At 68.3% G+C, this 25,548-nt stretch carries 28 protein-coding genes and 2 pseudogenes; 7 read left to right on the forward strand and 23 right to left on the reverse strand.

What is annotated here, in order from left to right; translation table 11 throughout:
• Window positions 1-4 precede the first annotated feature (4 nt).
• From ACZ561_RS33170 to ACZ561_RS33235, 14 genes are all read right to left on the reverse strand, one after another.
• Entirely contained in the window at window positions 5-1,180 is a 1,176-nt protein-coding gene (locus tag ACZ561_RS33170) for an AAA family ATPase (RefSeq protein WP_471002245.1), read from the reverse strand.
• Entirely contained in the window at window positions 1,177-2,076 is a 900-nt protein-coding gene (locus ACZ561_RS33175) for a bifunctional DNA primase/polymerase (protein ID WP_471002248.1), read from the reverse strand. The genes ACZ561_RS33170 and ACZ561_RS33175 overlap by 4 nt, the downstream gene beginning before the upstream one ends.
• Window positions 2,077-2,162: 86 nt before the next feature.
• Window positions 2,163-2,642, reverse strand: coding sequence for a single-stranded DNA-binding protein (gene ssb, locus ACZ561_RS33180; RefSeq protein ID WP_471002251.1), 480 nt, complete (start codon window positions 2,640-2,642; stop codon window positions 2,163-2,165).
• A gap of 5 nt (window positions 2,643-2,647) precedes the next feature.
• Window positions 2,648-2,833, reverse strand: a complete 186-nt coding sequence (locus tag ACZ561_RS33185) for a hypothetical protein (RefSeq protein WP_100109142.1) — start codon at window positions 2,831-2,833, stop codon at window positions 2,648-2,650.
• A gap of 3 nt (window positions 2,834-2,836) precedes the next feature.
• Window positions 2,837-3,445 (reverse strand): hypothetical protein, encoded by a 609-nt coding sequence (locus ACZ561_RS33190; protein ID WP_471002255.1) that lies wholly within the window; start codon window positions 3,443-3,445, stop codon window positions 2,837-2,839.
• 11 nt (window positions 3,446-3,456) lie between these two features.
• Complete coding sequence (locus ACZ561_RS33195; protein ID WP_386416167.1) at window positions 3,457-3,645, reverse strand: hypothetical protein; 189 nt, start codon at window positions 3,643-3,645, stop codon at window positions 3,457-3,459.
• A gap of 34 nt (window positions 3,646-3,679) precedes the next feature.
• Window positions 3,680-3,931: a hypothetical protein gene (locus ACZ561_RS33200; RefSeq protein ID WP_471002259.1), complete on the reverse strand. Its 252-nt coding sequence runs from the start codon at window positions 3,929-3,931 to the stop codon at window positions 3,680-3,682.
• Window positions 3,932-4,072: 141 nt separating this feature from the next.
• Window positions 4,073-6,328 carry a P-loop NTPase family protein gene (locus tag ACZ561_RS33205; RefSeq protein ID WP_471002262.1) on the reverse strand — a complete coding sequence of 752 codons (2,256 nt, stop codon included), beginning with the start codon at window positions 6,326-6,328 and terminating at the stop codon, window positions 4,073-4,075.
• Window positions 6,329-6,401: 73 nt separating this feature from the next.
• Window positions 6,402-6,725 (reverse strand): hypothetical protein, encoded by a 324-nt coding sequence (locus ACZ561_RS33210; protein WP_471002265.1) that lies wholly within the window; start codon window positions 6,723-6,725, stop codon window positions 6,402-6,404.
• Window positions 6,722-7,834, reverse strand: coding sequence for a DNA cytosine methyltransferase (locus ACZ561_RS33215; protein WP_471002268.1), 1,113 nt, complete (start codon window positions 7,832-7,834; stop codon window positions 6,722-6,724). Before ACZ561_RS33215 ends, ACZ561_RS33210 begins: the two co-directional genes overlap by 4 nt.
• Window positions 7,831-8,481, reverse strand: coding sequence for a GGDEF domain-containing protein (locus tag ACZ561_RS33220; RefSeq protein WP_471002271.1), 651 nt, complete (start codon window positions 8,479-8,481; stop codon window positions 7,831-7,833). The genes ACZ561_RS33215 and ACZ561_RS33220 overlap by 4 nt, the downstream gene beginning before the upstream one ends.
• A complete protein-coding gene (locus tag ACZ561_RS33225) occupies window positions 8,478-9,482 on the reverse strand; it encodes a DUF2637 domain-containing protein (RefSeq protein ID WP_471002274.1) in 1,005 nt (334 codons plus the stop codon). The genes ACZ561_RS33220 and ACZ561_RS33225 overlap by 4 nt, the downstream gene beginning before the upstream one ends.
• The gene (locus ACZ561_RS33230) at window positions 9,479-9,802 is read right to left on the reverse strand and encodes a hypothetical protein (RefSeq protein ID WP_471002277.1); all 324 of its coding nucleotides are present in this window, start codon (window positions 9,800-9,802) and stop codon (window positions 9,479-9,481) included. The genes ACZ561_RS33225 and ACZ561_RS33230 overlap by 4 nt, the downstream gene beginning before the upstream one ends.
• Window positions 9,799-10,092, reverse strand: a complete 294-nt coding sequence (locus tag ACZ561_RS33235) for a hypothetical protein (RefSeq protein ID WP_386416184.1) — start codon at window positions 10,090-10,092, stop codon at window positions 9,799-9,801. Before ACZ561_RS33235 ends, ACZ561_RS33230 begins: the two co-directional genes overlap by 4 nt.
• Window positions 10,093-10,510: 418 nt before the next feature.
• On the opposite strand from ACZ561_RS33235, the gene ACZ561_RS33240 reads away from it, so the two are divergent.
• A complete protein-coding gene (locus tag ACZ561_RS33240) occupies window positions 10,511-10,906 on the forward strand; it encodes a GntR family transcriptional regulator (protein ID WP_100109133.1) in 396 nt (131 codons plus the stop codon).
• 216 nt (window positions 10,907-11,122) lie between these two features.
• Here the strand turns inward: ACZ561_RS33240 and ACZ561_RS33245 are convergent, their stop codons facing one another.
• From ACZ561_RS33245 to ACZ561_RS33255, 3 genes are all read right to left on the reverse strand, one after another.
• The gene (locus tag ACZ561_RS33245) at window positions 11,123-11,686 is read right to left on the reverse strand and encodes a flavoprotein (RefSeq protein ID WP_391393101.1); all 564 of its coding nucleotides are present in this window, start codon (window positions 11,684-11,686) and stop codon (window positions 11,123-11,125) included.
• Window positions 11,683-12,918: a helix-turn-helix domain-containing protein gene (locus ACZ561_RS33250; RefSeq protein WP_471002282.1), complete on the reverse strand. Its 1,236-nt coding sequence runs from the start codon at window positions 12,916-12,918 to the stop codon at window positions 11,683-11,685. Before ACZ561_RS33250 ends, ACZ561_RS33245 begins: the two co-directional genes overlap by 4 nt.
• A 310-nt stretch (window positions 12,919-13,228) precedes the next feature.
• Window positions 13,229-15,169: a hypothetical protein gene (locus ACZ561_RS33255; protein WP_471002285.1), complete on the reverse strand. Its 1,941-nt coding sequence runs from the start codon at window positions 15,167-15,169 to the stop codon at window positions 13,229-13,231.
• A 1,213-nt stretch (window positions 15,170-16,382) separates the two neighbouring features.
• Between ACZ561_RS33255 and ACZ561_RS33260 the strand changes: the two genes are divergently transcribed.
• On the forward strand, window positions 16,383-16,967 hold the full coding sequence (locus ACZ561_RS33260) for a hypothetical protein (RefSeq protein ID WP_471002288.1): 585 nt from the start codon (window positions 16,383-16,385) through the stop codon (window positions 16,965-16,967).
• A gap of 84 nt (window positions 16,968-17,051) precedes the next feature.
• Here the strand turns inward: ACZ561_RS33260 and ACZ561_RS33265 are convergent.
• A pseudogene (locus tag ACZ561_RS33265) lies at window positions 17,052-17,612 on the reverse strand (site-specific integrase); the annotation flags it as partial.
• Between the two features lie 25 nt (window positions 17,613-17,637).
• Between ACZ561_RS33265 and ACZ561_RS33270 the strand changes: the two are divergent.
• From ACZ561_RS33270 to ACZ561_RS33280, 3 genes and pseudogenes are all read left to right on the forward strand, one after another.
• The gene (locus tag ACZ561_RS33270) at window positions 17,638-17,766 is read left to right on the forward strand and encodes a hypothetical protein (RefSeq protein ID WP_471002291.1); all 129 of its coding nucleotides are present in this window, start codon (window positions 17,638-17,640) and stop codon (window positions 17,764-17,766) included.
• A gap of 216 nt (window positions 17,767-17,982) precedes the next feature.
• Entirely contained in the window at window positions 17,983-18,528 is a 546-nt protein-coding gene (locus tag ACZ561_RS33275) for a hypothetical protein (RefSeq protein ID WP_471002294.1), read from the forward strand.
• A gap of 57 nt (window positions 18,529-18,585) precedes the next feature.
• Window positions 18,586-19,353, forward strand: a pseudogene (locus tag ACZ561_RS33280) (transposase).
• Window positions 19,354-19,455: 102 nt separating this feature from the next.
• On the opposite strand, the gene ACZ561_RS33285 reads toward ACZ561_RS33280, so the two are convergent.
• The 4 genes from ACZ561_RS33285 to ACZ561_RS33300 form a co-directional block, all read right to left on the reverse strand.
• On the reverse strand, window positions 19,456-19,866 hold the full coding sequence (locus tag ACZ561_RS33285) for a GntR family transcriptional regulator (protein ID WP_471002297.1): 411 nt from the start codon (window positions 19,864-19,866) through the stop codon (window positions 19,456-19,458).
• A gap of 192 nt (window positions 19,867-20,058) precedes the next feature.
• Window positions 20,059-21,261 carry an HTTM domain-containing protein gene (locus ACZ561_RS33290; protein ID WP_471002300.1) on the reverse strand — a complete coding sequence of 401 codons (1,203 nt, stop codon included), beginning with the start codon at window positions 21,259-21,261 and terminating at the stop codon, window positions 20,059-20,061.
• The gene (locus ACZ561_RS33295; protein ID WP_471002303.1) at window positions 21,258-21,932 is read right to left on the reverse strand and encodes a DUF5819 family protein; all 675 of its coding nucleotides are present in this window, start codon (window positions 21,930-21,932) and stop codon (window positions 21,258-21,260) included. Before ACZ561_RS33295 ends, ACZ561_RS33290 begins: the two co-directional genes overlap by 4 nt.
• 67 nt (window positions 21,933-21,999) lie before the next feature.
• Window positions 22,000-22,431, reverse strand: coding sequence for a hypothetical protein (locus ACZ561_RS33300; RefSeq protein ID WP_471002306.1), 432 nt, complete (start codon window positions 22,429-22,431; stop codon window positions 22,000-22,002).
• 422 nt (window positions 22,432-22,853) lie between these two features.
• Between ACZ561_RS33300 and ACZ561_RS33305 the strand changes: the two genes are divergently transcribed.
• Together ACZ561_RS33305 and ACZ561_RS33310 are read left to right on the forward strand one after the other, a co-directional pair.
• Window positions 22,854-23,141: a hypothetical protein gene (locus ACZ561_RS33305; protein ID WP_471002309.1), complete on the forward strand. Its 288-nt coding sequence runs from the start codon at window positions 22,854-22,856 to the stop codon at window positions 23,139-23,141.
• A gap of 155 nt (window positions 23,142-23,296) precedes the next feature.
• On the forward strand, window positions 23,297-23,905 hold the full coding sequence (locus ACZ561_RS33310) for an HhH-GDP family DNA glycosylase (RefSeq protein WP_471002312.1): 609 nt from the start codon (window positions 23,297-23,299) through the stop codon (window positions 23,903-23,905).
• A 689-nt stretch (window positions 23,906-24,594) separates the two neighbouring features.
• Here the strand turns inward: ACZ561_RS33310 and ACZ561_RS33315 are convergent.
• Window positions 24,595-25,548: hypothetical protein (locus ACZ561_RS33315; RefSeq protein WP_471002315.1), on the reverse strand; the 954-nt coding region annotated here is incomplete at its 5' end.

Raw genomic sequence — 25,548 nt, forward strand, 5'->3', positions numbered from 1 at the left:
TTCGTCACGCACGGCGGTCGGCCTCCCCTTGGCTCTCGTCTGCGGGTTGGGAGTCGGACAGGTGGGACAGTCCCGATTCCGGCTGTCCCACCTGTTTGTGCAGGTCAGGTGATGGACTGGGACAGTCGGACACCTTGGACAACCCCGGTGTTCCCTCGGTCCGGGTCTCGGTGTCCGGGTAGTAGCGGCCGGCTCCGTCCTTGGTGAGCTGTCCGTCCGCGGCCATGCGGGAGCAGGTGCGGCGGACGTTCTCGGCATCGAGTTGCGGCAGCGCGGCGACGATGTCCTTGGGTCGGGCGCCGGGGTGGGCGCGAACGTGCCGGAGGATCGCGGCGCGGGTGTCACCGATGGTGTGGTCCGTCACCGGTCCGTCGAGCATCTGCCAAGCCCCGGAGGCGGCTTGGAACTGAAGCGCGTACTCGGCTTCGTCGACGTCGCGACCGGTGACGTGCAGGATGCCGTCCGCCTGCCCGCGCGCCCGCTTCAGCACGAGCGTGGCGTCCGCGGCTCCGGCGATGCCGTTGGTGCCGGAAACCTCAGTCAGGAAGTCGTCCGAGCCTGCCTTGCGGACGTGGTGGACGAGCACCACGGCGATGCCGTAGTGGTCGGCGATCCGCTTGGCGTAGCCGACGGCGACATAGTCCGCGTCGTACGCGGACACGCCCTGCGGGGCGGGGCCGCGCATCTTGGCGAACACGTCGATGACGACCAGGCGCGCATCCGGGTTGCGCTCCAGCCAGTTGGCGATGGCGTCGCTGCCGCCCTGGGGGAAGGGCGGACACTCGGTGACCAGCGTCAACCCAGCCGGGGCCGGTTGTCCCCCGAGCATCTTGCGCATGCGGGTCTGGAGACGGCGTGGGGTGTCTTCCAAGGCGAGGTAGAGCACCGGGCCGCCGTTGACCGGCACCGCATCGAAGGCGTGGCCGCCAGCAGCGACCGCAAGGGCCAACCCGAGGGACAGCCATGACTTCCCCACCTTCGGGGGTCCGGCGAGCAGGTTGACACCCTCGGCGAGGATGCCCGGCACGGCCCACTTCGGCTCCGGGAAGTCGGCGGCCATGAGCTGATCCGCGGTCCACGCCGTGCGTGGGCGCTCCCGCTTCGGCAGCTCGCGCGGAGCTGCCTCGGGGTCGCTGGGCACGGAGTACAGGTGCAGCGGGGGAATCGGGTGGGTGCTCATGCTGCAACCTGCCGGGGGCGGTTGGCTCCGGCGCGCAGGCCGGAGGCGATCGTGCGGCGCGCTTCGCGCTCGCCTTGGCCGACGATGCGCGCCGCTTCGGTAAGCTTCTCGGTCACCTCGTACGCGTCCAGCTCTCCCCCGGCGACCAACTGACCGAGGGCGACGGAGGCAACGTAGAGAGCGTTGTTGTGCTGGTGCTCGCCGGAGCCGGTGACGCGCGCCAACTCGCCGTTGACCGCGGCGTTCAGGAACCTGCCGCGCCGGTCGCGGGCCGTGAGCGGGACCGTGACCGGCCGCTGTGGGGGCAGCGGCGCCGGGCGCAGCAACTCGGCGAGCCACCCCGGCAGCGGGGCCACAGGGGCGTTGTGAGACACCGTGTACGGTTCTCCGGCGAAGGTGCTGCCCGCGCCGACGACGAGCCCGCCGACGGCGCGGGTGTCGACTTTCCAGCCGAGCCCGCGGGCGCTGTCCCCGGCGGTGTTCCGCAGGGACTCGCCCGCAGGTGCGGCGAAGTACAGGTGCGTGCCGCCGCTCCAGGTGCGGACCATGTACGTGTTGGCGGGGAAGGGCTCGCTGTGGCGCTCGCAGAGCAGGGCGAGCACGTCGGCTCCGTCGGTGACGCCGTGCGCGGTCCATTCGGCCGGCGGGGTGTCGTCTGGCCCCTTGGGGGTGTCGAGGTCGACGACTACCAGGCCGGAGGGACCAGTGGCGATGCCGACGTTGTAGGGGGCGTGCGTCCAGCACCGGGTGATGCGCTCGGGGTCGGTGGTGGCGCGGGTCTCCCAGTCGCGGACGGCGGGGCGCTTGGCGCCGGGGATGAGGGGGAAGACGTGCCAGCCGCGCGACGAGGCGTCAAGCGCTGCGGCGAGCTGGGCAGAGCCGTCCAGTTGAGGCATGCTGGAGGTTCTCCTGTTCTGTCGAAGGGACAAGGGAGCCGGGGCGGGCGCGGTCTTGTGGTGAGAGGCGCCCGCCCCGGGCGTGTCTAGAACGGGGGTTCGTCGCTGAACCCGGAACCGGAGCCCTTAGCGGCTCCGGCCGCGGGGGGGGCGGCAGTGCTCCACGCGTCGGTGGCCGGACCGGAGGCGGCGCCGTTGCGCTGGACGCGTTCGACCTTGGCCGTGGCGAAGCGAAGCGAGGGTCCGATGTCGTCGACTTCCAGGGCGAGCATGGAACGGTTCTCGCCCTGCTCGTTCTGCCAGTTGTGCTGACGCAGACGGCCGGTGACGACCACGCGCGTGCCCTTGGTCAGGCTCTCAGCGACGTGGTTGGCCAGGTCGCGCCACGCGGTGCAGCGCAGGAACATCGCGGTGCCGTCCCGCCACTGACCGGTGGCCTTGTCGTAGGTGCGCGGGGTGGAGGCGACGGAGAACCGGGCGATGGCGTCGCCCCCGGTGGTGAAGCGCAGTTCGGGGTCAGCGGCGAGGTTGCCGACGATTGTGATGGGGGTCTCTCCCACGGACATATGGATCACTCGCTTTCGGTGTGGGTCGGGTTGGTGCTGGAGTCGCGATGGTCGGCCGTGAAGTACAGCCGGGTGCGCTTGCCGTCGCGGGTCGAGTACTGGCGTGCCGGGCCGGTGTCGAACGCGGCGGCCAAAGCGGTGCTGACGCGCTCGGCGTCGTCCTGCGTGCAGATGACGCGGATCTCGAACACGGCTCAGTGCTCCTTGCTCGTGTCGAGGGCGGGCAGCTCGGGCAGTCCCGCGCGTTCCAGGGCAGCGGGGTCGAAGCCGGGCAGCGCGGCGCGGGTGGCGAGTGCCTGCGCGAGCTGTTCGGCGTAGGCGGCGCCGGTACAGGCCACCTCGATCTGCGTGGTGCCGCGGATGGTCTCGACACGCTCGATGTGGGCGCGTTCCTCGCGCCGGTCGCTCACCTGCCGCTCGTAGGCGACGCGCTCACGCCGGTCGGTACGCCAGTAACGCGCGGCAAGCCCGTAGGCGACGGCGGTGGCCAGCGCCCACAGCAGCAACGGCAGGGACCACCCGTCGGCGTATCCGGCGACCCCGGCGAGGGCGAGCCCGCCGGAGGCGGCGAACGCGGTCCCGGCAAGCACGGGGTCTCCGGCACGGCCGACGCTCGCGCACGCGCCGGCCGCAGCGGCGGCGAGAGACAGGGCGGCCATGAGCACGGCGTTGCCGACGGAGTGTTCGGCGCCGTTGGCATTCCAGATCCGGGCCAGCCCGAGCACGGTCGTGGTGGCGAGGGCGGGCGCGGCCTTGGGTGCGGCGAGGTTGAGCCAGTGCCGGGCGACGATGGGTTCGTTCATGGCCGTACTCCTCACAGGTTCGGGAGCGCGTTGACGACGGCGGTCATGAGCTGGTTGACGGTGTCGGCGGCTCCGGTGGAGGCGAGGTAGAAGCCGAACATCACGGCCACGAACGCGCTGCCGGGGCCGAGGGTCTTGGAGCGCAGCAGCATGAAGAGCACGAAGCCGAAGAGCAGGGCGAGGGAGATGGTCACGGCCATGCCGCAACCTCCTTTCCATGGGGTGGGGTTGGGGTCAGCCGGTGCCTGCGCGGTAGGTGCGGGCGGCGCGGTTGTAGAGCCAGCGGCCGACGCGTATCCGCTTGCCGTGGCCCTTGCAGCGGCGGCAGTTCTTGCCGCGCTTGGGCCGTCCCTTGCGGTCGGTGGTCATGGCGAAGCCGAAGCCGTTGCACTTGCGGCAGTTGCCGAACGGGCTCGCCGCACACACCGAGGCGTAACCGAACGTGATGAACAGCAGGAGTGCGATAGCGAGCAGGATCGGGGTCACGAGAGCCCTCCCGGGGCGGTTTTCAGGGGTTTCCGCAGGTGGGGACCTATCAGCTAGCTTGCAGATCAGAGCCCGCATGGGGCGCTAGCGGGACCTCTAGCGCTAGAGGGTTGGACCCCTAGCGCTAGAGGCTCCCGAGAGTCAGCCCGCGTCCCGATTTCGGTCACGCTCCGCAATCGCCGTGACGATGTGGGCGCGCTCGAACCCGGTCCGGTTGACGGTCTTGCCGTTGATCCGCCGGGCCACCTGGCCCGTGGTCACGCCGTACGGCTTGAGCGCGGTGGTGAGCTGCCGCGCCTTGTCCGCCGGGGCCATCTCCCCCCACGGCCCGTACTTCTCCGGCCGCAGTTCGGCGAGCCGGTCGACGGTGACGTCGTTCCACGGCTTGGCCTCATCCGCCGGAACGACGGCGAGGATGTCTTCAAGCAGCGGATCGACCGCCTCGCGCCGCTCCGGGGTCTCGCCTGCGGCGATGCCGCGCAGCGTGCCCGCCTCGATGCGCGCCTTGCGGGCGCGCTCGCAGATGGCGTCCGCGGCCGGGTTGTCGAGGTAGTAGCCGCGCACGATCTGCGGGTCGTCGGCGGCGCCGACCAGGTAGCCGATGCCCTTGTCGGACTTGGTGAACGACGTGGCGCGGATGCCGTTGCGGTACATCGACGTGCCCAGGATCATGTCGTTCTCGATCTGGCCCATGACCCGCAGGCAGAACCGCGTGCCCACGTTCGCGCTGATGGCGGGCGGGAGCGAGTCCTTGTCGGGGCGCTGCGTGGCCAGCAGCAGGATCACCCCGAGCGCCCGGCCGCGCTTGATGATGGCCGTGCACAGCGCTCCGGCTTCCTTGCCGTACTTGTCGTGGCTGAACAGTTCCTGGCACTCGTCAATCGCGAGAATGAGCGGGTGCAGGCCCAGGGAGCGGTTCGCGGCCAGGGACGGGATGACCTTGTTCTCCGGGCACTTGTCCTTGGGCAGTGAGCTGATGACCTTGGCCCGGCGCTCCAGGTCCTTGTAGACGTAGCGGATCGAATCCAGCGTGGCCGCACACGTGTCGTCGTCCGGGCCGGAGCCGTAGTCAGCCGCCACCTTCTTCAGCGGGTCCAGGTCGCCGGTGCCCTTCAGCTCCCAGATCAGCAGCTCAGCCGTCACGTCCAGCGCTGCGGCGAGCAGCGGCGTGCGCAGGCTGAACGTCTTGCCCATGCCGGGCATGGCGCCGATCAGGACGTTGTCGTACATCAGCGTCAGGTCGACGTTCCGGCCGCGCTGGTCGATGCCGAACGGCAGCGGCTTGAACAGCGACGCCGACCCCGACTTGGCCAGCGGCCACGGCGGGGCGGCCACCTTGTTCAGCGCCCGGTCGCCGACCCAGAGCATCATGCGGCCGGCGTGTTCGTCGGCGACCGGCTCCGGCCACACGCAGCCCAGCGGGCGGCGCAGGCCGGAGGCCAGCTTTTCGCGCCGGTCGAGGATGTCCGGCACGGTCACGCCGTACGGGAGGTCGACATCCGCGCGCCAGCCGGGGCCGTCGCGGGTGATCGGGGCGGGGAACTTGATGCCCTCCCCGCCCTTGGCGAGCGCCTTGTTGATCTCGGCGATACCGAGCGCCCCCAGCGCCCGTTCCACGATGCCGCTCGTCAGCCGCTCGACTTCGGTCGTGACGACTGCACGGGAGATGACGGGCTTGTCGGACGGCGCACCGAGGAAGCCGAACCCGGCCGTCAGCAGCGCCAGCGTCAGCACTTCGAGCCACGTGGGGGCGAGCAGGAACAGCACCAGGGCGAGCGGCAGGCCGACGACCAGGGCGAGCAGCATGAGGATGCTGCGCAGCTTGACGCGGTTGTCGCGCTGCCGGGACAGCTTCAGGTACTCCTCGACGTTCTCGCGCCGGGCGGCGACCTGCCGCAGCGGCTCGCCCTCGGTGTCGGCGACCCAGCGCATCGCGCCGCCGATGAACTTCGCGACCCCGGCCGGGGCCTGGAAGGCGAGCCGGAGCGAGTACCAGGGCAGGCGCACCGCGTGGAAGGCGGTGGTGTGCCAGGCGTAGCCGCCGAGCCAGCCGAGCGCGGTGACGAACTCCGGCTTGGACTTCGCCCACGCCGGGATCACCTCGCGCCGCTGCCCCGACCGGAGGCGGTCCATGAGGCCCGGACCGGCCGGGGCCGGTCCGTCGACCATCACGGTCGACCGGTCGTCGGTGTCGTCGTCGACCGAGTCGGCCGACCGGTCGACGCTCGGGGCGGCCGACTCGGTCGGCCGGGAGTCGGCCGCCGGGTCGGGGGCGGGGTCGGCCGACTCGCCGCGCGCCGATCGGGCCTTGTTCAGGTCGACTACCTCGGCGCCGGAGTCGGCGGCCATCTCGGCTTCGAGTCGGTTGAAGAGTTCGTTGTCGTCGGGGTGGTTCACTGAGATTCCTTCTCTCGGGGAGGGGTGACGGGGCCCGGCCGCTGTCTTGGCGGGCAAGGCCGGGCCCTGTCGGCTACAGGTCGAACAGGCCGCACTGATCTGTGGAAGCCGCGGGCAGCCGCTTGCGGGCGAGCCGGGCGGCGGCGCCGTGGCAGTCGGAGCACCATGCGCGCAGCTCGCTCGCCAGGAGACGGGCGGCGGCGACGTCGGTGGCGAGCGGGTCGGCGGGTGCGGCCATCAGCCGTACCCGGCGCCCGTGCTTGCTGGTGTAGTGGTCGTGCTCGTGCGGGCAGCGGCCGTCGCCCTTGGTGTGGGGGTTGCCGCACTGGCAGCGGTAGCCGGCCGCCTCCATCACGGCGGTGAAGACGGCGGCGCCGACGATGGGCTGTGACTTCATGCCGCGGCCCTCCCCCATGCCGGGGGTTCGGACCGGTTCAGCAGGATGCGCAGGGCGGCGACGGCTTGCGGCCAGACCACGCCGTTGCCGAGCGCCTTGAGCTGGGCGGTGCGCGACAGGCCGGGCACGGCGGTCACGTGGCCGTCGTCCAGGGCCATCAGCCATTCGACGAACGGCGGGTTCAGCCGTCCCAGATCGTCAGTTGGCCGGGGGGCGGGGCGGCCGATGACCTGCGCCCACCTTTCGATCGCCGCGGCGTACGGGCCCCAACGCTGCGGGCCGCGTCCGTCAGGGTCTCCCCGTGTCCCCAGGCCGGGTTCGCTCCGCTGCTGCTCTTCGCGTCCGTTGCGGTCGGTGTCGGCAGCAGCTCCCCTACCTCCGCGGCCAGGCTCTTGCCGTGCCTGCCTGCTTCCTGCGAGGGACTGCGCTTGGTCTGCCGGTTCTCGTTCGCCGACGCCCGCGGGGCGGGCAGCAGCGAGACGACGTGCCGCAGGTTCATCCCGCCCTGTGCCGCGTGCCCCGCCCCTGTGTTCTCCGAGGTCGACGGCGTCGGCAACAGCGCCACGGCGGTGGGCAGTTGTCCTCTCTGCCCACCCCCGCGCCAGTCCCTGGCCGCCGGAGTCGGCAGGCCAGGCGTAGAAGAACAGGCGGTTGCGCTGGTGTGCGGCGCCGATATCCGACGCGCGTACACAGCACCAGTCCGCATCGAACCCGAGGGCGGCAAGGTCGCCAAGGACGGTGTCGAAGCCGAGTGAAAGGTGCCCTGCGACGTTTTCAAAGACCGCGAGTCGGGGTCGTAGAACCCCAAGGGCGCGGGCGATGTGCGGCCAGAGGTGCCGGGCATCCTTGGTTCCCTTCCGTTTGCCCGCGGTGCTGAACGGCTGGCACGGATAGCCGCCGATGTAGATGTCGACCGGCTCGACGTCGTGCCAGTCGACGGCGGTGATGTCCCCGAGATTGGGCACCTCGGGATGGTGGTGAGCGAGGATGAGCGCGGCGCCGGGGTCGTTGTCCGCCACCCACGCCAGCTCCCCGCCGAACACGGCCTGGACGGCGATGTCCAGACCGCCGTAGCCGGTGCACACCGAACCGATCCGCGGGGCCGTCATGCCGCCACCCCGATCACAGGCGCATCGGTCCGGGCGCTGGCCCGGCCGGCGCGGCGTCCGGTGACAGTGGCGAACAGCCAACCGAGCCCGGCGCGGCGCATTCCGGCACGGGCCTGCTTGGCCGCGTACATCGCCTCATCCGCGCGCCGCAGCAGCCCGGACAAGTCATCGGCGGGGAAGTCCGCTGCGCGCACCCAGCCCAGCGAAACCGTGGTGTGCACGTCCGGGTCCTGGCCGTCGACAGGCCGGGCGAGCACGCCGTGCAGCACGGCAAGCAGGTCCCCGGCGGTGTTGTGGTCGTCGATGAGGAGGGCGGCGAACTCATCGCCCCCCAACCGCCCGGCGACCCCGGTACGGCCGACGTGATGGGCGAGCCGGTCCGCGGTCGCCTTCAACAGGGCGTCCCCGGCCGCGTGCCCGTAGGTGTCGTTGATGTGCTTGAAGTTGTCGACGTCGGCCAGCACCACAACCGCGCGCGGGTCCTTGAGCAGGGCCGTGGCGCGGCGGGTGAAGCCGTCGCGGGTGCGTAACCCGGTGAGCGGGTCTCGCCGGGCGGTGTTCAGGCAGCCGCGCAGCCACCACACGTGAACCGCCCAACCCACGGCGAGCGGCAGCGCGGACAGCAGGACCGTGGCCAGGGTGTTCACGCTGCCACCCCCTCGGCGGCGTCACCGGACGCGTCCGGCTCGGGGCTGTCGACGGGGTGCAGGGCGCGCCCGTCGGCCCGCTCGGCGAGCAGGGCGTCACGCACCTGCCGGGCAGGGCCGGAGCCGCAGTGCAGTTCCTTGCGCAGCGCCTCGGCGTTGATCTGACCGTCCTTCCAGCCGGCCGTGATCGTGCGCGCCTCGGCGAGCAGTTCGGCCGTCGTGCGCTGCGCCGTCTTGGCCTTACCCGTCGTCGGCCGCTTGCGTGGCGGCTTCGGCGCCTCGCGCGTCGGCTTCTCGGGGGTCTGCGGCGGCTCCGGGACGGCGGGCACGTTAGCGCCGGCGGGGGCGAGTTCGCCCATGCGCAGCATCACGCGCTCACGCCGCGGGGTCCTCCAGCGCCACGCCACCGGACCGAACCGCTCATGTAGGTCCGCACGGGCCAACAGCCGCTCACGCTCGCAGGCAAGGGCGTCGGTGTAGGAGGTGACCTCCCACAGCGCCATGCGCCGCCACAGCGCGAACGTGGACAGCGGAGCCAACAGCCAGCGAGAAAAGCGGATCTTGTCCATGCGCCGTCCGGTGACGGCACCGATGCGCACGGCGTAGACGTGGGCGCCGATCTCGGAGAACACCACCCACAGCAGCGGCATCGTGCCGTGCGCCACCTTCGCGGACAGCGAGTGCCCGGCCGCGATGTTCAGCCAGCAGGTGACCAGGGTCAGCACCCAGGGCACGAACCGCACCCATGCCAACGCCATGTCCAGCCGGATCAACAGCAGGTTGGCCAGGGTGAACACCGGGATGGCGATGTCGATGGCGACGGGCAGGGTGTGCGGGTTGCTGAAGCCCCACCGGGCCGCAGCCAGGGACACCGCGTCAAAAGAGGAGTACAGGCCCAGGGCGCCGACCGCGGCGGCGGCGAGCGCACCGATTCCGGCAAGGCCCATCTCCGGGCGGGTCAGCGGCGGCACGGCCAGACGCTCGATCGTCTGCGTTGTCATGCCGCACCCCCGTGCGTGGCGGGCACATCGGTGTAGCCGTGCAGGTGCACCACGGCGCCCGCGTAGCCGGTCGTCGCCTTCAGCACGCGCGTCATGCCGTCGCCCTGCACGCCGTGCGTCACCTTCTCCGGCGGCACGGCCAGGGCCTCCCGCCACGCCTCGAACGCGTTCAGACCCTCGTGGAACCGCAGGGTCAGCCGATCGGGGTAGATGTGGGACAGGTCGACGTCCGGGGCGGGCAGGTGCCCGAAGTCAGCAGCCAGCAGCCGCAGCACGCGCAGCGGAGCGGCCAGCGCGTCCAGCGTGAGCGGCTCGTTCATGCCGCCGCTCCCTTCCGGGACGGCCGGCGGCGCCCGGCCGGGCGGGCCAGCGGGACGACGTTGAACAGCTCCGGGGCGTGCGCCTCGATCACCTCGGCGGCGATGCGGGCCACGTCGTCCGGGAGCTCCGGGTTGTCGGCGAGGATGTCGCGCGCGGCGTCCAGCCGGGCCGCGCGCTCTTCGCTGGTCTCGCCCTCTTCCCCGAGCCACAGCTCAACCGGGGTGCCCAGGGCCAGTTCGATGAAGTCGTTGACGGAGACGGCCTGATGACCGCCGATGTACGTGCGCATGCGGCGCTCCTGATGTCGAAGGGACAGGGAGATGCCGGGCGGTCGTGGCCTGGTGGTGAGAGGCGACCACTCGGGATGTGCAGCCCCAAGCCGCATCGGCGGCAGGGCAGCGCCCCGGAGGCAGATTTGATCTGCCGCCATCACGACTGTCCGGGGCCGCAGCGCCGGAGCACTGCGAGGGTTGGAGTCGTGCAGGTGCGCGGTCTTGCATCCGCGCGGCCGTCACTTCGGGGGAGACGGCTCAGAGGCCCACTTATGTACGCCTGTGACCAGGCGTTTCTCAAAGACCAGCCGCTTCCTTCAGACCCGTTTCACGGGGCCCTCCGGGCGTGAGTTCAGATTGACTTATGTCAATCTGGCTGTCAAGGAGGTCCGACGGGAAAGCCGAGATTGACTTAGTCCGGCTACTCTCGAACCCATGGAGCACAGCTCAGAAGCGCCCAGGCAGGCGCCCACGGCCAAGGACATCGCTGCGGACTTCCGAGCGAAGATCACAGGCCCGAAGCCCGAGTACGAACCGGGAGATCGACTCCCAGCGGCTCGCACGCTCGCCAAGCAACTTGGCGTGCAGCTCCTGACTGTTCAGAGCGCGTACGGCCAACTCCGCGACGAGGGTTTGGTCCTCACCCAGCAAGGCCGCGGGACGTTCGTCCGAGACCCCTCGATGCCGCTCGGCACCGAGCCGGGCAGCAGCCCCGCCTTCACCGCACTGGCCGCAGAGCTCAGCTCGATTCATGACGCTCTTCGTCTGCTCGGTGAGCGACTCGACCGCCTTGAACAGCTTGTCGGTGACGGGACTCCACCCTCGCCGTGAGTTCGTCCGCACGCCGCTGCAGTCGTTCAACCGTGGCGCGCGCCTCGCTCAAACTTGCTTCGATCAAAGCAAGTTCCGTGGGAGTCAGCCCTCCCAACTCGCCGCTTTGCTCATTGATCCCTGACATGGCAATGAGCATGCGGCCGGAAATTGAAGAGGACCCGGACAGACTGTCCGGGTCCTCTTTCCTTGCAGGTCAGGCAGGTTGACGATTCGTCATCGAGTGGCTTCTTCCACGGCGTCCAGCACTGCGGCCCATGGGAGTTCGCGCCCCGCCGGCGCCTCCCTCGGCTCATACAGCGGCCAGACGTCCGGGCCGTAGACGACGAGCACTCCCCCAGCACGAAGAGCATCGATGTGCCCTTGCCACGCGGGATGGCGCGCGTGCGCCGCGTTCACCCGCGGGAAGACGACGACTGGCAGACCAAGCGTGCCGATAGCCTCGCCAACCTGGGTCAGTGCCTGATTGTCCATCACGCCAGTCGCGAGCTTGGCGACCATGTTGGCGGACGCGGGAGCGACCACGTAGCAGTCAACTGGCGGATGCGGCCGGGCCTCACCAGGCAGGCGCGGTTCGTCACGTACGGCTAGGCCGGTGAGCTTCTCCAGCCGCTCAACCTCCCCGCTCATCCGCAGCCACTGACCTGCGGTCGGCGTCAGCGTGACGGCAACCTGCCATCCGCGGTCCATCGCGGGTTCGACGAGACCGGTACGCAATGCCTCTACGCCCCCGGCCGCCGACCCGACAACTCCGAGCACCCCGCGCTTGCCTGAACTCACTGCACCGCCCTGCACCGTTGCGCCATCACGAACACCTCGGACGAACGCGAACCGCCGGTCACGGGAGACTGCTTGATCAGGTCCCGCAGCGTCTCGCGCACTCTCGGATTGTTGCGTACGAGCTGCGGCGACGTGCGCTCTGCCGTCCGCAGCTCCGCAAACGCTTCGTCTCCGTGGCCGGCGAGCGACAGAGCCCGCGCATAGTCGATGCGGTGGGAGACGCTGCGCTCCTGCGGCATGTGGTCGACATTGATCCGGCCGTGTTCCACCACGTACGAGACGTTGTCGAGGTCCAGCTCAACGGACAGGCGATGGAGCAGCACGTTTGTTGGCCCGAATCCGGTCTGCCAGTAGTTCTCATCCGACCCGAGGTCGTCCGCGAGTTCTTCGGCACGGTCCAACAGCTCCGTGGCGGTAGGCCGGTCCTGATGCCGCGCTGCCGCCACTGCGGCACGCAGGTGGATCATCCCGAGCAAGCTGAGCGCGGCCGGGTCGTTCTCTGTCACCTGGGACGACAGCCACCTTGCCGCTGTGTTGCCCAGTTCGAGAGCGTCGTCGTAGCGCCCATTGGCAAGCAGAGCATGCGTGCCGGACCGGGCCGCGGATGCCAACACGAGCGGGTCGTCCGACTCGTCAGCGGCTCGCATCGCGCGCTCGGCAGCGAGCCATGAGATGTCAGACTCACCGATCTTCGCGAGTGTCGTGGCGGCGAGATGGTGCGTACGGGCCGACACTGCCCAGCACTCGCTACGGTCGTCGCCTCGACGCGCCGCGCGATCCTCCAACTCCTGTGCGGTCTGGAGCAGCGCGGGAAGAGCGGCGATGACACTGCCGAGCCGTCCGCCCTGGTAGTCGTTCCATGCCTGCTCCACCCGTACGGCCACCGGGGCAGGTGTCGGCAGCTGAGTCTCAGCCTGGGGGCCGAAGAGCATACGCGAGAGGCGACGCGGGGTCATGAGGGCGTCGCGCACGGCGGGGACGTCGTCCTGTTGGCGCTCGTCTTCCATGAGGACGGTCTGTCCGAGCAGGTCCCCGAGGGGCACGCGCAGGATGCGCGACAGCTCCGCCAGCATGTCGATGCGGGGCGGCTTCCGGCGCCCGGTCTCGATCTTCGCAAGCCAGTCAGTGCTACGACCGACCAGACCGGCCAGCACCTCTTGCGTGTAGCCACGGCGCTTCCGGTAGAACGCGATGCGCTCGCCGATGCTGAGGTGATCTCCAAGACCACGCATTGCGTGTTGCCTCCTGGTTCTAGGGGCTAGCTTCACGGTACCGAGCCGGTCGTCACGCTGGACAGACGGTCTTCCCTCTCCAGCCGACCGAGCATGAGGCACCGAACAGCAGCGGACCCGGACAAAGTGTCCGGGCCCAGTCGTTCGGTTGAGATCCAAGGTGGAGGGCAGGGGTGTCCCGACTGTCCGACTGTCCCAGTAGCCGGGGTGACCTGCGAAAACAGGTGGGACAGCGGGAAACCCACCTGTCCCACCTGTCCGACTCAGCGCTGAAACACCCGGGGTGTTTCAGCCCGTGGGAGTCCGAAAGTTAAGTGCCAGAGTCGGCGGAGAGCCCAGGGATTGGCGACACAGCTGGCAAGCGGTCATGCACGTTCGCCAGTTTCTGAAGCAGGTAGCGAGCAACTGACGAAACCCTTTCTCGCTTCGGCTTTGCAAGCTGTTCCGTCAGGCGACAAATGAGCGATTCAACTTCATTCGCTCGCACGCATTGATCATCTCCACTTAGGACATTTGTTTGCCGGATGGCAACTAGCACCAGCTCAAGACGGCGCACCAGGACGTCGGATTTTCCGCTCTCTTCGAATGAGGAGCACATAACTAGCGTGTTCCGAATCGCCATGCGGAGCACCACGCCAAACGCAACTTCACGCTGATGACCCCCAGCAGCCCTCACCGAGTACTCCGCTGGCATGAAGACGAAGGCAGGCAACACCGGGAAGAGGGTACGCGCTTCGCCCCAGACAGGGAACATCGCATCCAGCGCCGGGCGGCTTACCACGACCGGAACTGATTCGGAGCCGCGAATACTCACAGCGACTTCTTTTAGATTCTCCAGAAAACGGGAAGTCCACATTGCCGCCTGAAGACCAGGATAAAAAGAGTCCATCCCCCAGCGGTCCAACACCACTTCGAGGCGACCGCGCTCATAGCACCAATCGTGGACCGAGAGCCCACTACTACCGAAAGCATTGAGAGCATTCCTCTCGCGCAGCGCACGGACTCCCTGCGGCGGATCGCTCTCATCAAGGAAGCGCGCAAGTTCTGGCATCTCGGCTCGAAGCGCCATCAATGCACAGTCGAACCCCACCATGAATGCGTACGCCCGCTCGATTCCATCAGCAAGATCATCTACCGCAGTGGTGTCCTCGCCGACACAAATTAGCTCGCGATCTTCATCCCATTCGAAGTCTTCGTGAGCGGCTCCGTTTCGGACAGCCGGCAGTATCGCCTGTGCTGCATCCTGAAGGACTAGATGCCCATCAGCAACTAGCTGATCGCGCAATGATGCAATCTCGGGCAGCCTTCCAGATCGCCCTCGCAGCTCAAGGACCGTCCATGCACAAGGTCGGAGCTGGCCCTCGACCACCCTGCGATAGATATCGAGCATGGAGAAGGCCCGCTGCTGAGCAGTTGATGCATTCCTGAGGTTCTGCTGGGCTTGAACGATCCCCTGGTGGTTAGCCGCGCTTCGGTCGGTCCGCGCCCTCAGGCGCCTAATCGGCTCTGCGAAAATCGGGTCTGCCGAAAATCCGCTTCTTACGATGCGCGAAGCAAAGAATGCCGAGCGCAGCACCAACAGGGGCCGTCCACTCTGTGTATAGGCCCACGCGAGATCGACTGCACTTTCGACTTCCAGTGGCTTCTTCGCTAGCTCGGAAAGCACAGAAGTTAGGCGTTTATAGAGCACGCCAATACGCCCCCGATAGTTCGCCAGAAGGCGCGACGGCAAAAAGATCCCTCGTTGATCACAGATTTCATCGCGCGCAACGCCAAAGATCTGAACGCACGTTTCACTCGGCAGACTTGGTGTGGCGCTTGTGATCGAGTCCAGCTTGGCCTGCAGCTCATCCACATGCCGCAGGCCATCAGGAAATCCACAAGCAGCATCATCAAGAACTTGGATCGCAAAATTATGCAAGCACTCTCGCAAGTGCAGTACTTCCTGCGAGAGTCCAGATTTGAGCACGGCCAAGTACCACAGATTTTCTTCTCGCGACTTTACGTCATGCACCAAGTCGAGCGCGCGTTTCTTGATCTCCTTAGCGTTCCCCTCCGCAACAGCGGTCGCCAGCGCATCCATTGGGCCACCGAGAAGCCACTCCTCTTCACAGAGCCCTGCATCCCACAGGGACTGCTCCCAGTCGTCCTGGGCCACGGGAACACTGGCCCGCGGCGGTTCAGTCAGCTGACCGAGTTCGTTTCTCGCTGCCTGCAGGATGCGCGCCAAGGCTTCTGTCGGGAGAGACATGGCTTCATGGTCTCGAAGCTTGCCGTTCCGAGCCATCGGTTTGTGGTCACGTCAGGCTGAAGGTGTAGGCGGCAACGGGCTGTTGGCCTGGACAGGCATACCCTCAAACTGTCTGATGTGACTGATCTTGAGGACGCATACACGAGCTGGCTCGCCTCCCTTCATCGCCTGGTCTCGGATCCACCGAGCCTCGCTCAGTGGCAGGACCGGCGGTTTGCCTTCGCCCATCAGGTGGGTGACTTGCTGACGCGCGCGAACGGCCGGCGCTCCCCAGTGACCGGGCCTGTCCTGTACGGGGTCTTCACCAGTGGCGGGCTGTGCTACGTCGGTCAAACTCAAGAGGGGGAACGGCGGCTTCGTGATCTCCCTGTCGGAGAGAGTCACCACGTCGCCAACACCGTCCCTCCGGAACTCTGGGAAAGCGTCGTCGTGCTGCGGTGGCCGGAGCTGCTGGCACATATCAGCGCGTCGGAACGTGTGACCGCGTCTGCACTCGGGCCCGTTGTCTGCGGCTTGGTCCTCGAGCACCGTCTTCAAGTAGCCACATCGCCGCCGCTCAACAGTCGGCGCAGAGACAGCCGCGGTGGGTGGCGTGCAAGGAATCATGTGGCCAGTCGGTCACGGGGCGCCGTTCACGCGGCGTCCCTACCAGAGTTGTGGCAGTGCACTTGGGAGGCATGGACCACACTGGCCAACCTCGATGCCCCGGGCCTCAACCTCTTTCGCGCGGACGCGGGAGCGGGGCACATAGTGTTTCCCGGGGCGCTGCACAGAAGCCAATCGAACACGTCCTGACGACGGGTTCTCCGCTTGGACTAGGCATGGCGCCGCACGGCCATCGTGTGAGGGGCGTGTGGATCGGGAGAGCGTGCGATCTTCCCGAAGGATTCGTGCAGGTCAGAGCAATAATTTGACACTGCGGGATCACGCTCTCCGGAGCCGTGTGCGCAGGTTCGAATCCTGCCGGGGGCACTTCGCAGGAAGTGCCTAAAGACCCCGCCACCAGCTAAGACGCTGAGGACGGGGTCTTGTTGTATGTGCACGCGTATGCCGCACTGAGCCGCCGTATGACAGGCGCTGCGGCCTATTCGCGGCCTGGGCCGTGAGGCGTCGATGCAGGTCAGGTCCGGGTCTCAGGCCAACGAACGTGGGGGAACAGCGGATGGTTTCGGAAGCCGGGGAGACCTCGACGGAGCCAGGCCGGCCGGTGTGGGTGCTGACCCCGCTGGAGAGCGTCGGCCCGCTGCACTTCGGCATGTCCGCCGACGAGGTCAGGGCTGCGCTCCCGGAAGCCTTTGAGCTGAAGCGTTTCTCGGCTGAGCCCTTCTTCCCGGACGTCTACGGCCTCCCACTCGGCTTCCATCCAGTGGTGCCCGCTGTCTACACGTACTTCAACCGCGTTGATCGGCTCTTCTGCGTGGCAGCTGACGCCGCCTACGGTCCGCGCGTGACCCTGGACGGACTGGAACTGACAGGCCGCATGCCGGCTGCACTCGAGGAAGCCGTCCTGGACCTTCACTCCTCGGGTGCTCACAGCGTGTCTTACGGGCCGCGGGGCAACCCGGGGATCAACGGCGTCGGCATGGTTCTGCGCGTCCAGGACACCGCGAACGGGGTGCTGACCCGACCGGTGCTGGTGGGCCGCGAGTGGACCGACCGCTGCACCGACGACTGGGAAGGTTCCATACCGGAGTGCGAGTGGCTGGGCCGTCAGTGGTGCGTGTACAACGGCTCGGATGTGTGGCCCCCGCCCGGATACGCGACGAACTGGCCGCCAGGGTGGACTCCCCCGTTCTAGACGTCGCCCGTGCGGGATCGCAGCTGAACGCCAAAGGCCCCCGGACAGGTCCAGGGGCCATGGATCAGGGGCGTCAGGCGACGCTCATTCGTATTCGCGCAGCAGCTCCTCGATGCGCCGGTTCGCCACCTCCTGACGGCCGTCGAGACATTTCGCGTACCGAGTCAGCAGCACCTCCACGCTGTTGCCGGCGCGTTCGGCCACCTCGGTAGCGTCGACGCCCGCGTTGAGCCATGTGGAGAGCGCGGAGTGCCGGAGGTCGTAGGGCCGCCGGGCGTGTGGCGAGGCAACGACGGCCGGCGGGAGCGCCGGTTCCCGGGCTTCCTGCCACGCCCGGTCATAGGTCGAGGAGGACACCACTCCCCCGCTCTCGCTGAAGAACAGGCGGCCGTCGTCGGCAGTGCCGAAGGTGTCGATGTGCTCGCTGAAGATCCTCACGAGCTGGGGAGGGAGCGGCACGCGCCGGACATCCTCCGTAGGCCGGTTCTTGAGGCCACGGTCGTCGTGGCTCTCGCCAGAATCGGTCCACTGCTTGCCCACACTGGGGCGCGTCCGATGGAGGAGGGCAGTGCCCCACCCCGATGCCGGGAGAGTCAGATCAGGCTCGGCCAGGCCCACCACCTCAGCAGGCCGGAACCCGCCGAACAACCTTCCTTATTTACTCGAAGTCGTGCTGGCACAGGACGTCCTCGAAGTCTGGTCGTCCTGGCGGGACGGAGCCCGGCCCGACGCCTCGGAGAAATGCCAGGCGGTCATCCATTACGCCGAGCACGACGCGTACCTGGACGTACATCACTGAACATCGCCACGCAGCAACAAAGGCTTCGGCCGTCGTTGATAAAGAACAAGCTATGAGCTGTCCCGAAATCCGGTGCCGGGCTGGGGCGCCACTACCCCCGGGGGCAGGAGGTGGCAGCTACTGGCCTGGTGCTTGCGTTCGACGTCACCTCCGGGAAGAGTTTCGCGGACGCCGTCCGGCGATGTCGTGGGAGCAGGGGCAGTAGAGATGTGTGTGATGGATACGGCGGTCAAAGAGGCTGCCGTCGCTCGGTTCCTGCGCGAACATCCGGAGATGGAGCAGGCTGCATGCGACCACCCCGCGCTGCTGGGCGGCGCCGATGTCGACTGGTCGCAGATTCCGGGTTGTCCTGCGGGGGTCCCGGTCCTGCTCCGCAGTCTCCTGGATGAGGCAGCCGGCCCTGAGGCCCTGCCCGTGCTGGAGAACCTCCTGATGAACAGCGTCTTCCACGTGAGCGCCGTGATGCCGGCCGCCCTGCCCTTCCTGATCCGTCTGGCAGCTGTCCCCGATATCGCGGTGCGGCCCGACCTGGTCGGCCTCCTGGTCGTCGCCGCGGAGCTGTCTTCGCCCGTCGACGCCGACGACGAACGCCAGGTGCTGCTGTTTGGGGAGGACTCCGATCACCCGGAACGCGAATGGTGCAGGGCCGCCTTCGCCGCACACGCTTCCGCCCTGCGCGCGTTGCTGGAGACCGGGACCCTTCCGGAAGGACTGATCAGCGCAGACGACCGCGAGTGCCTGCTCAGGACCGTGGAACCGTAGCGATGTCCATCCTGACGGCCCGCAGATCGGCACTGCGGCCCGTGAAAAGATCTTGCGGTGTCTGGTGTGATTACGGTGTCGGAGCCGTCCTGGATAACCCCGTTCACCGGGCTGAGCTCCCGCTGTCTTGGCACGTTGGTGACACAGCTGCGGCATGAAGGAGCTGACGCGGTCCGCAGAGGCCGGCCGTGGAGCCTGTCGCTGGAGGACCGGGTACTGCTGGTCACGGCGTACTGGCGCACCAACTTGACGCTACGACAGCTCGCACCGCTGCTCGGCGTCTCGAAGTCCGCGGCCAACCGCATCATCAGCCACCTCGGCCCCCGGCTCGCGCTCAAGCCCCGCAGACGGATTCGCAAGGGCACCGTGCTCATCGTGGATGGCACCTTGGTCCCCACCCGCGACCACACCGTGGCCGAACGGTCAAGAACTACCGCTACTCCACCAACCACCAGGTCATCATCGACGCCGACACCTGACTCGTACTCGTGGTCGGCCGACCGTTGCCCGCAACCGCAACGACTGCAAGGCGTGGGTACTGTCCGGTGCCAAAGACGCCGTCGGCCGGCCCACCGTGATCGCTGACGGCGGCTGCCGAGGCACCGGCCTGATCATCCCGCACCGGCGCGAGCGCGGCAGAGCGAACTGCTTGCTTGGAAGGAAGAGCACAACACTTGCCACCGCCAGGTCCGCGGCCGTGTCGAGCACGCCTTCGCCCGTATGAAGACCTGGAAGATCCTCCGCGACTGCCGCTTGAAGGGCGACGGCGTCCATCACGCGATGAGAGGCATCGCGTGCCTGCACAACCTTGCCCTCGGCCGATAGGCGAGCAGAGCAGACGGCAGCTGATCACGGCCCTATTGACTGGAAGATCTTTACGAGATGAGCTTTTGGGTGGGATTCAGGTGGTGCTGCTGACGAACCGCCCTACCTCCGCTGGGCTCTGACGTGCCCGGCCGTCTCCAGCTCCCGGACGGCACGGCGTACCGTGCCCCGGGAAACGTTGTAGGTCGCGGCCATCGCCGCTTCGCTGGGGAGGCGGGCCCCAGCCGGGAGGGTGCCCTCGTGGATCTGCTTCAGCAGGTCCGACATGATCTGCTCGTATGGTGCGTGCGGGGAAGCCCCAGGGATCTGCCGGCCAACCCCGGCAAGGGTTGCGACATCCCCGGTCTCCTCCAAGGCACGCAAGGCGCGCCGCACGGTCGTACGGGCCACGCCGAACTCACGGCCGATCTCAGCCTCGGACGGCAGGCCGTGGGCGTAGCGCCCCTCGGCGATCCTCGCGCGAAGCGCCTCGGAGATGAGCAAGTACGTCCCTCGCGGACTGGCCTGCGGCACGCAGCCTCCCCTTCCTGAGCCTCGGCCGCAAGTGGTCGACCACCCCGGCTTCGCACGCCGGGCGGCTCTCGCCGAGGCCCCGCAGCCCACGTCGGGCCCGTCCAGGTGGCTTTGCTCGCGAGAACGGCTACCGGTTGAGCGGCCGGTACTTCGACAGCCAGGACTGATGGCTGTCGAGGGGGGCGCCGCGCATTACCAGGGCCGGGTTGCGCTGGACGGTTCCGGTGTCTTCGCGGGCTCGGGCTTCCTGCCCTCCGGGATGGAAGGAACAGCCACCGGGGCCTCGCTGCCGCCCCCGAGTCGAAGATTTCTGCGACTGACTCGGGCGTCGATCCAGAGCAGCAGCGCGGTCGGCAGGAACAGGGCGTCGCAGACGATCATCGCCGCGGACAGGAACGGCAGCCCGAGGACGACCGCGATGCCGGCGTGCTCGGCCATCATCACCGCGAGCAGGACGTTCTTGATCTTCCGGGAGGCGAGCGTGAAGGGGAAGGCGACCTGGACCACGACCGTCGCGTAGGCGAGGAGGACGACCGGAATCATCCCGGCCGCCAACAGGTCGGACAGCATCGGCCAGGGCCGGAAGTGGTCCAGGTGCAGCGCGTAGTGCAACGCGCTGCCCTCCTGCCAGCGCGATCCCTGGATCTTGTACCAGCCGGCAGTGGCGTAGATGAAGCAGACATGCACCGCGATGATGAACATCCCGACGTTGTGCAGCATGGCCGCCAGACCATCCAGCAGGGTCCGGGCCTCGTGTCGGGGGAACCAGCGGTCGGCCGCATACCGCAGACCGCATCCGGCCCACAGTGCCCAGAGCAGCCCCGTCCATCCGGAGTCGGGGAGACCGAGCACCAGTCCCAGCAGTACGCCGGTCAGCTGCCACAGCAACGGACCGGACCGGTCGTCGGCACCGGTGCGCCGACGGCGTGCGTCCAGTGACCAGACCTCGCCACAGCGGGTGAAGACGAGGTAGACCGCCATGGTGATGAAGACACTGTCACCGCCGTCCCCCAGGTAGGGAGCACGAAACTCCAGGGACAGCACGCCGACCATGAAGAGCGCCGACGTGGCACGGGTGCGCCATCCGACCATGAGCAGCAGTGCCGCCACGAGGGTGCCGTGGTAGACGGTCTCGAACCACCAGTGGCCCGGCCACCAGGCCAGGGCGGTGAAGGCCTGGTCCTCGCCGATGACGCGCAGAGCCATCTCCTGCGACCAGGGGCTGTGGTCTCCGTAGAGAGTCCGGCGATGGGGCCATTCGCGGACGAGGAAGGCCGCGAAGAGGAGGGAGAAGCCGATCCGGATCGTGGCGGCCTGGTAGGGGAACCGGGTCCGGGTAGCGAGGTCGAGGACGTGCGTCATACGTGTGGTGAGATCGGTGAGGCGCTTGGTCACAGCCCCAGCCCTTCGTAGTCGTGTTCCCTCACCGGCCACCAGGGCTGCGTCCCGGGAGCGGCCGCGCGGACCATGACATCGGTGCCCACGTCGCGCGTGTCCCAGTGGGGTGGTTGCACCCGTGTCACCTGCTGCCGGAACTGGATGGCGACGATGTGAGTGCCGATGCTGTCCCCACGGCCGAGGCGCTGGAGCGCGATCCGCTTCAGGTACTGCTCCGACAAGTCACCGCGCCGGTCCACACGGCGACCGTCGCGCAGGTCGTGCGTCTTCGCGTAGAAATCCCAGGCGCGGCGGAGCAGGTTCTGATGTGCGTGGCTCGGAAGGGGGTTGCCCCTGATAGCCGCGATGTCCTGACCGGTGAGGTCGACCCAATTGCTCACCTGGCGGCGGCCGTCGGGGGACGCCACCTCGACGCGTGCGGAGACCGCGGTGTTCTCCTGCAGGGGGTTGGGGGCGAACAGTTTCCAGTCCCTGGCGAATGTGGGTCTGGAATATCCGTCGATCTGTTCTTTGTATGCCTGTGAGATCCCGTTCTCCGGCGCGAGAGCAAGGAATACCACCGCTACGTGCCAGGCCGCGGCTCCCAGCATGATCACGGCGGCGGAGACCACTACCGCCGTGGCCGGTCCGGACCGGACCCGGGAAGAGTTGCTCTGAGTGCCCGTCATGCGCTTGCGCTCCGATTTCGCCGGGTCCGGGTGCCGTTAAGTCGTCGTCATGGGCGGGCTAGCCGCCCTAGGAGCCGCTGCTGCTGCCCGAGGAACCACTGCTGCCCGAGGAGCCGCTGCTGCTGCCCGAGGAGCCGCTGCTGCCCGAGGAGCCCGACGAGCCTGAGGAGCCCGAGGAGCCGCTGCTTCCCGAGGAGCCCGACGAGCCCGAGGAGCCGCTGCTGCCAGAACTGCCGGTGTCGCCGTCGTCATCGCCACTGCCCAGAAGCAGATCGCGGATGCTCAGATTCACCACGGGGTTGAAGGTGTTGGTCTGGTTGCAGAATCCGAAACTGATCGGGCCACAGTTGTGGTCGAGGTTGTTCGACGTCGAGTTGTTGATGTCATCGCCCAGATGGATCTTGTCGCCGTTATCGGCCGACGCGACTCCACCGAACACCGTGGTGCCCACAACAGACGCCACGACCAATGCCGTCCGGAGAATCCCCTTCATCGCCACTGCCTTCCCTGTAGGGCGGCGCCCCACGGTCGCCGCTGCCGCACACAACCGGCGCGAACGAGGGGAGGTAACGAAATCGCAGCTCTGGATGGACCAATCGGGTTGCACCACGCGAACCACGCTGCTTCGCACCCCGCAACCCGGCCGCGTTCGCCAGCCTGCAGGTTCTCAACGCGGAACACGAGCTCTGGCGGCGGGGGGACGCCGCCGCCATCTGCAGTCGGCCTTGACCACGAGGAACCGCACGCCTACTGCTCAGCCTGGCGCTACGCGAGCTCGCGTACGTCCGGCCATTCGCGAACAGAGGAAGTCCGTTGGTGCTTCGCGCACGGCATGCGATAGAGATCAGCGCGGACAGCTGGGCCCGGCAGGGAAACAGCAGGTCAGGTCCGCATTCAGGCGACGAACGGAGGGGATACGGAATGACTGCGGGAGCCCAGGAGACCACGGCGGAGTCCGCTCAGCCGGTGTGGATGCTGACCCCGCTGAAGAGTGTCGGACCGCTGCGCTTCGGCATGCACGCCGGCGAGGTGAAGGCTGCTCTCCCAGGGGCCCTTGAGCTGAGCCGCTGCTCCGCCGACCCCTTCTTCCCGGACATCCGCGGCATCCAGCTCGGCTTCCACCCGCGGTGCCCACCGTTTACGTGTACTTCGACGGTGGCGGCCAGCTCTTCTGTGTGGCGGTCGACGCCCGCCCACGGCCTCAAGTGACGCTGAGACTCCTGGAACTGACCGGCCGTGTGCCAGCTGTGGTCGAGGAGACGGTCCCGGACCTTCATCGGAGGGCCGGGGTTCGGGCTTCCCGCCATGCCCAGTAGTACGTCGACGAGGCTCCAACTGCGCTACCGGAAAGCCATCATGGGCCCATGGACACTCTCAGCAGCGCTCAGTTGCTCGCTGCCCAGGTTCGGTCCGCTCTCGGCGACGGCCCCTTCGATCCGCCCGGCGGCTGGACGCACATGGGTGCCGTCATCTGCGACACCAGCTTCCAGGCGCGCCGCAGATACCGGTCCACCATCCTGCCGCGGCTGCTCCAGCTCCAGTCCGCATGGCCTGACGCCGTCACGGTCCGCGGCTTCCGGAACCGGCTGGCCACGGAAGACCTCGCCCTCGCCATGAACTTCAACAGCCCCGGCAGGGTCGCAACGGCTCACGCCATCACCGAACTGCTGGCCGCCAGAGGCGTCGACAGCCGGAACGACCTCCACGAGTGGCTCGGTCACCAGGACAACCGCGCCGCCCTGGGCACAGTGAAGGGGGTGGGGCCGAAGAGTGTCGACTACATCGGCAACCTCGTCGGCAGGTCTCAGGTCGCGGTGGACATGCACCTGAGGTCGTTCGCGGCAACGGCCGGGGTTGCCGGCCTCACGTACGCAGAGCTGCGAGCCGTGTACGAGGAGGCCGCCGCCCTCCTCGGGCATGAGCCGGGGGGACTGGAACACGCCGTCTGGCGGTTCAAGGCGCAGGCGGGGTGAGCTCCGCATGTGTGGGGATGGCGCCGCTCGCCCTCCAAGGGTTCTCCGCCGGCCTCCCGCCCGGCGAGGAACCGGGAGCGAGGGTCTGAGCCCGCGCGTAGGGATCTACGGCCCAACGGGTCGGCGAGGCCGACCAGGACGAGACCCTGGGACCGACTCGGCTTCGGACAGGAGGACTTCGGGGTGCGGTGGTAAGACAGACAGCTGTTCGCCGCGCGGGGCGGTGACCTCGATGCGGAGACCCCGGGACGCAGGCCGGGCAAGCGGGGACGACCCGCCTGTCACACCCCAGGACGCAGGCCGGGCAAGTGAGGACGGCCTGCCTGTCACACCCCAGGACGCAGGCCGGGCAAGTGAGGACGGCCTGCCTGTCACACCCCAGGACGCAGGCCGGGCAAGTGAGGACGGCCTGCCTGTCACACCCCAGGACGCAGGCCGGGCAAGTGAGGACGGCCCCGCCTGTCGCACCCCAGGACGCAGCCGTGCAGGACAGCGTCGGCCGCGAGTTCGGCGACGATCCGTCCCGCTCGTTCGGCCCCATCGGGTGATACCTCCCAGGCCGTCAAAGGAGTCCGGGACTCCAAGAACAGGAGCCCCTCGCGGCCGAGCGCGAAAGGTCGCCGCGGAGGACTGAGGCGGTACTCGGGCCCGGCGGCGAGACGGTGAGAAGACCCGCCGCCGCGCCCCCGTCAGCGGTGTTTCCAGAGGCTGTGGAGCCGAAGGACATCCCTCTGCCAGCGCGCATGGAGTTCGTCCTGTCGTGCGGGCGTCTCCCGGTCGAGCGAGAAGGCGACATGCCGGTACAGCGGGTGGAGATCCCCGTTGTTCGTGGTGACCAGGGCGGAGAGGAGCGGCTCGTCCGCCGGGGTGTCCTTGTCGGCGAGGACCAGCACCTGCCCCTGGTCGTCCGGGCGCAGGTGAGGGAGCTCCACGCTCAGCCGGTGCCGGATCGCCGACCAGTTGAGAGTGGCCCGGTCCCGTGCGGTGTCCTCCAGCAGGGAGCGGACGACAGAGGCGAGTTCGGACAGCTTGGCCTCGTCCGATCGGGACGCGTCCTCCGCCTCCGGAGCGGAAGCCTCGTCGTTGCCCCCGGACGGCGCTGCGGAGTGCTCGGCGAGTCGTTCCACGCAGACGCGATAGGCGTCCTGAAGGTCCTGCGGGAGTTTGCCGCGGTGCCGCCGCTTGAGCCCCTTCGCACGGGCAAGGCCGTCGTGAAGGGCTTCGGCGGCAGCGGACCCCGTTCGCTGCTTGAGGTCGCCGAGCAGTCGGCGGAGGTCGGCCTGGACGTCCGAGTTCTCGCGCTCATGCACCCACTCGCTCATGTCGCGCAGGTGGGGACGGTACGCGGCCTGCTGCTCGGGCGGCAGCTTCACGCCGTACAGCTTGCCCGCCTCCTGCCACACGCGCCTGGCCTCGGCAAGGTCGCCGGTCTGCCGGGCGTGGTCGAATCGCCAACGCAGTCCCGTCAGTTTTCCGATGGCCGCAGCCGCAGAGGAGCCGACGGGGTTACCGGTCGTGGCGGGGGCCGATGCGGCGGACGGTTCCGGGGCGGGGGCCGATGCGGCGGACGGTTCCGGGGCGGGGGCCGATGCGGCGGACGGTTCCGGGGCGGGGGCCGATGCGGCGGACGGTTCCGGGGCGGG

Source organism: Streptomyces sp. NPDC039609, from assembly GCF_055596705.1.

Excerpts from the sequence above, each read along its gene's own strand:
- ACZ561_RS33170 (WP_471002245.1), bottom strand. The coding sequence starts at position 1,180 with ATGAGCACCCACCCGATTCCCCCGCTGCACCTGTACTCCGTGCCCAGC.
- ACZ561_RS33175 (WP_471002248.1), bottom strand. The coding sequence starts at position 2,076 with ATGCCTCAACTGGACGGCTCTGCCCAGCTCGCCGCAGCGCTTGACGCC.
- ssb (WP_471002251.1), bottom strand. The coding sequence starts at position 2,642 with ATGTCCGTGGGAGAGACCCCCATCACAATCGTCGGCAACCTCGCCGCT.
- ACZ561_RS33190 (WP_471002255.1), bottom strand. The coding sequence starts at position 3,445 with ATGAACGAACCCATCGTCGCCCGGCACTGGCTCAACCTCGCCGCACCC.
- ACZ561_RS33195 (WP_386416167.1), bottom strand. The coding sequence starts at position 3,645 with ATGGCCGTGACCATCTCCCTCGCCCTGCTCTTCGGCTTCGTGCTCTTC.
- ACZ561_RS33210 (WP_471002265.1), bottom strand. The coding sequence starts at position 6,725 with ATGAAGTCACAGCCCATCGTCGGCGCCGCCGTCTTCACCGCCGTGATG.
- ACZ561_RS33215 (WP_471002268.1), bottom strand. The coding sequence starts at position 7,834 with ATGACGGCCCCGCGGATCGGTTCGGTGTGCACCGGCTACGGCGGTCTG.
- ACZ561_RS33225 (WP_471002274.1), bottom strand. The coding sequence starts at position 9,482 with ATGACAACGCAGACGATCGAGCGTCTGGCCGTGCCGCCGCTGACCCGC.
- ACZ561_RS33230 (WP_471002277.1), bottom strand. The coding sequence starts at position 9,802 with ATGAACGAGCCGCTCACGCTGGACGCGCTGGCCGCTCCGCTGCGCGTG.
- ACZ561_RS33235 (WP_386416184.1), bottom strand. The coding sequence starts at position 10,092 with ATGCGCACGTACATCGGCGGTCATCAGGCCGTCTCCGTCAACGACTTC.
- ACZ561_RS33240 (WP_100109133.1), top strand. The coding sequence starts at position 10,511 with ATGGAGCACAGCTCAGAAGCGCCCAGGCAGGCGCCCACGGCCAAGGAC.
- ACZ561_RS33250 (WP_471002282.1), bottom strand. The coding sequence starts at position 12,918 with ATGCGTGGTCTTGGAGATCACCTCAGCATCGGCGAGCGCATCGCGTTC.
- ACZ561_RS33255 (WP_471002285.1), bottom strand. The coding sequence starts at position 15,169 with ATGTCTCTCCCGACAGAAGCCTTGGCGCGCATCCTGCAGGCAGCGAGA.
- ACZ561_RS33275 (WP_471002294.1), top strand. The coding sequence starts at position 17,983 with ATGGATACGGCGGTCAAAGAGGCTGCCGTCGCTCGGTTCCTGCGCGAA.
- ACZ561_RS33295 (WP_471002303.1), bottom strand. The coding sequence starts at position 21,932 with ATGACGGGCACTCAGAGCAACTCTTCCCGGGTCCGGTCCGGACCGGCC.
- ACZ561_RS33305 (WP_471002309.1), top strand. The coding sequence starts at position 22,854 with ATGACTGCGGGAGCCCAGGAGACCACGGCGGAGTCCGCTCAGCCGGTG.
- ACZ561_RS33310 (WP_471002312.1), top strand. The coding sequence starts at position 23,297 with ATGGACACTCTCAGCAGCGCTCAGTTGCTCGCTGCCCAGGTTCGGTCC.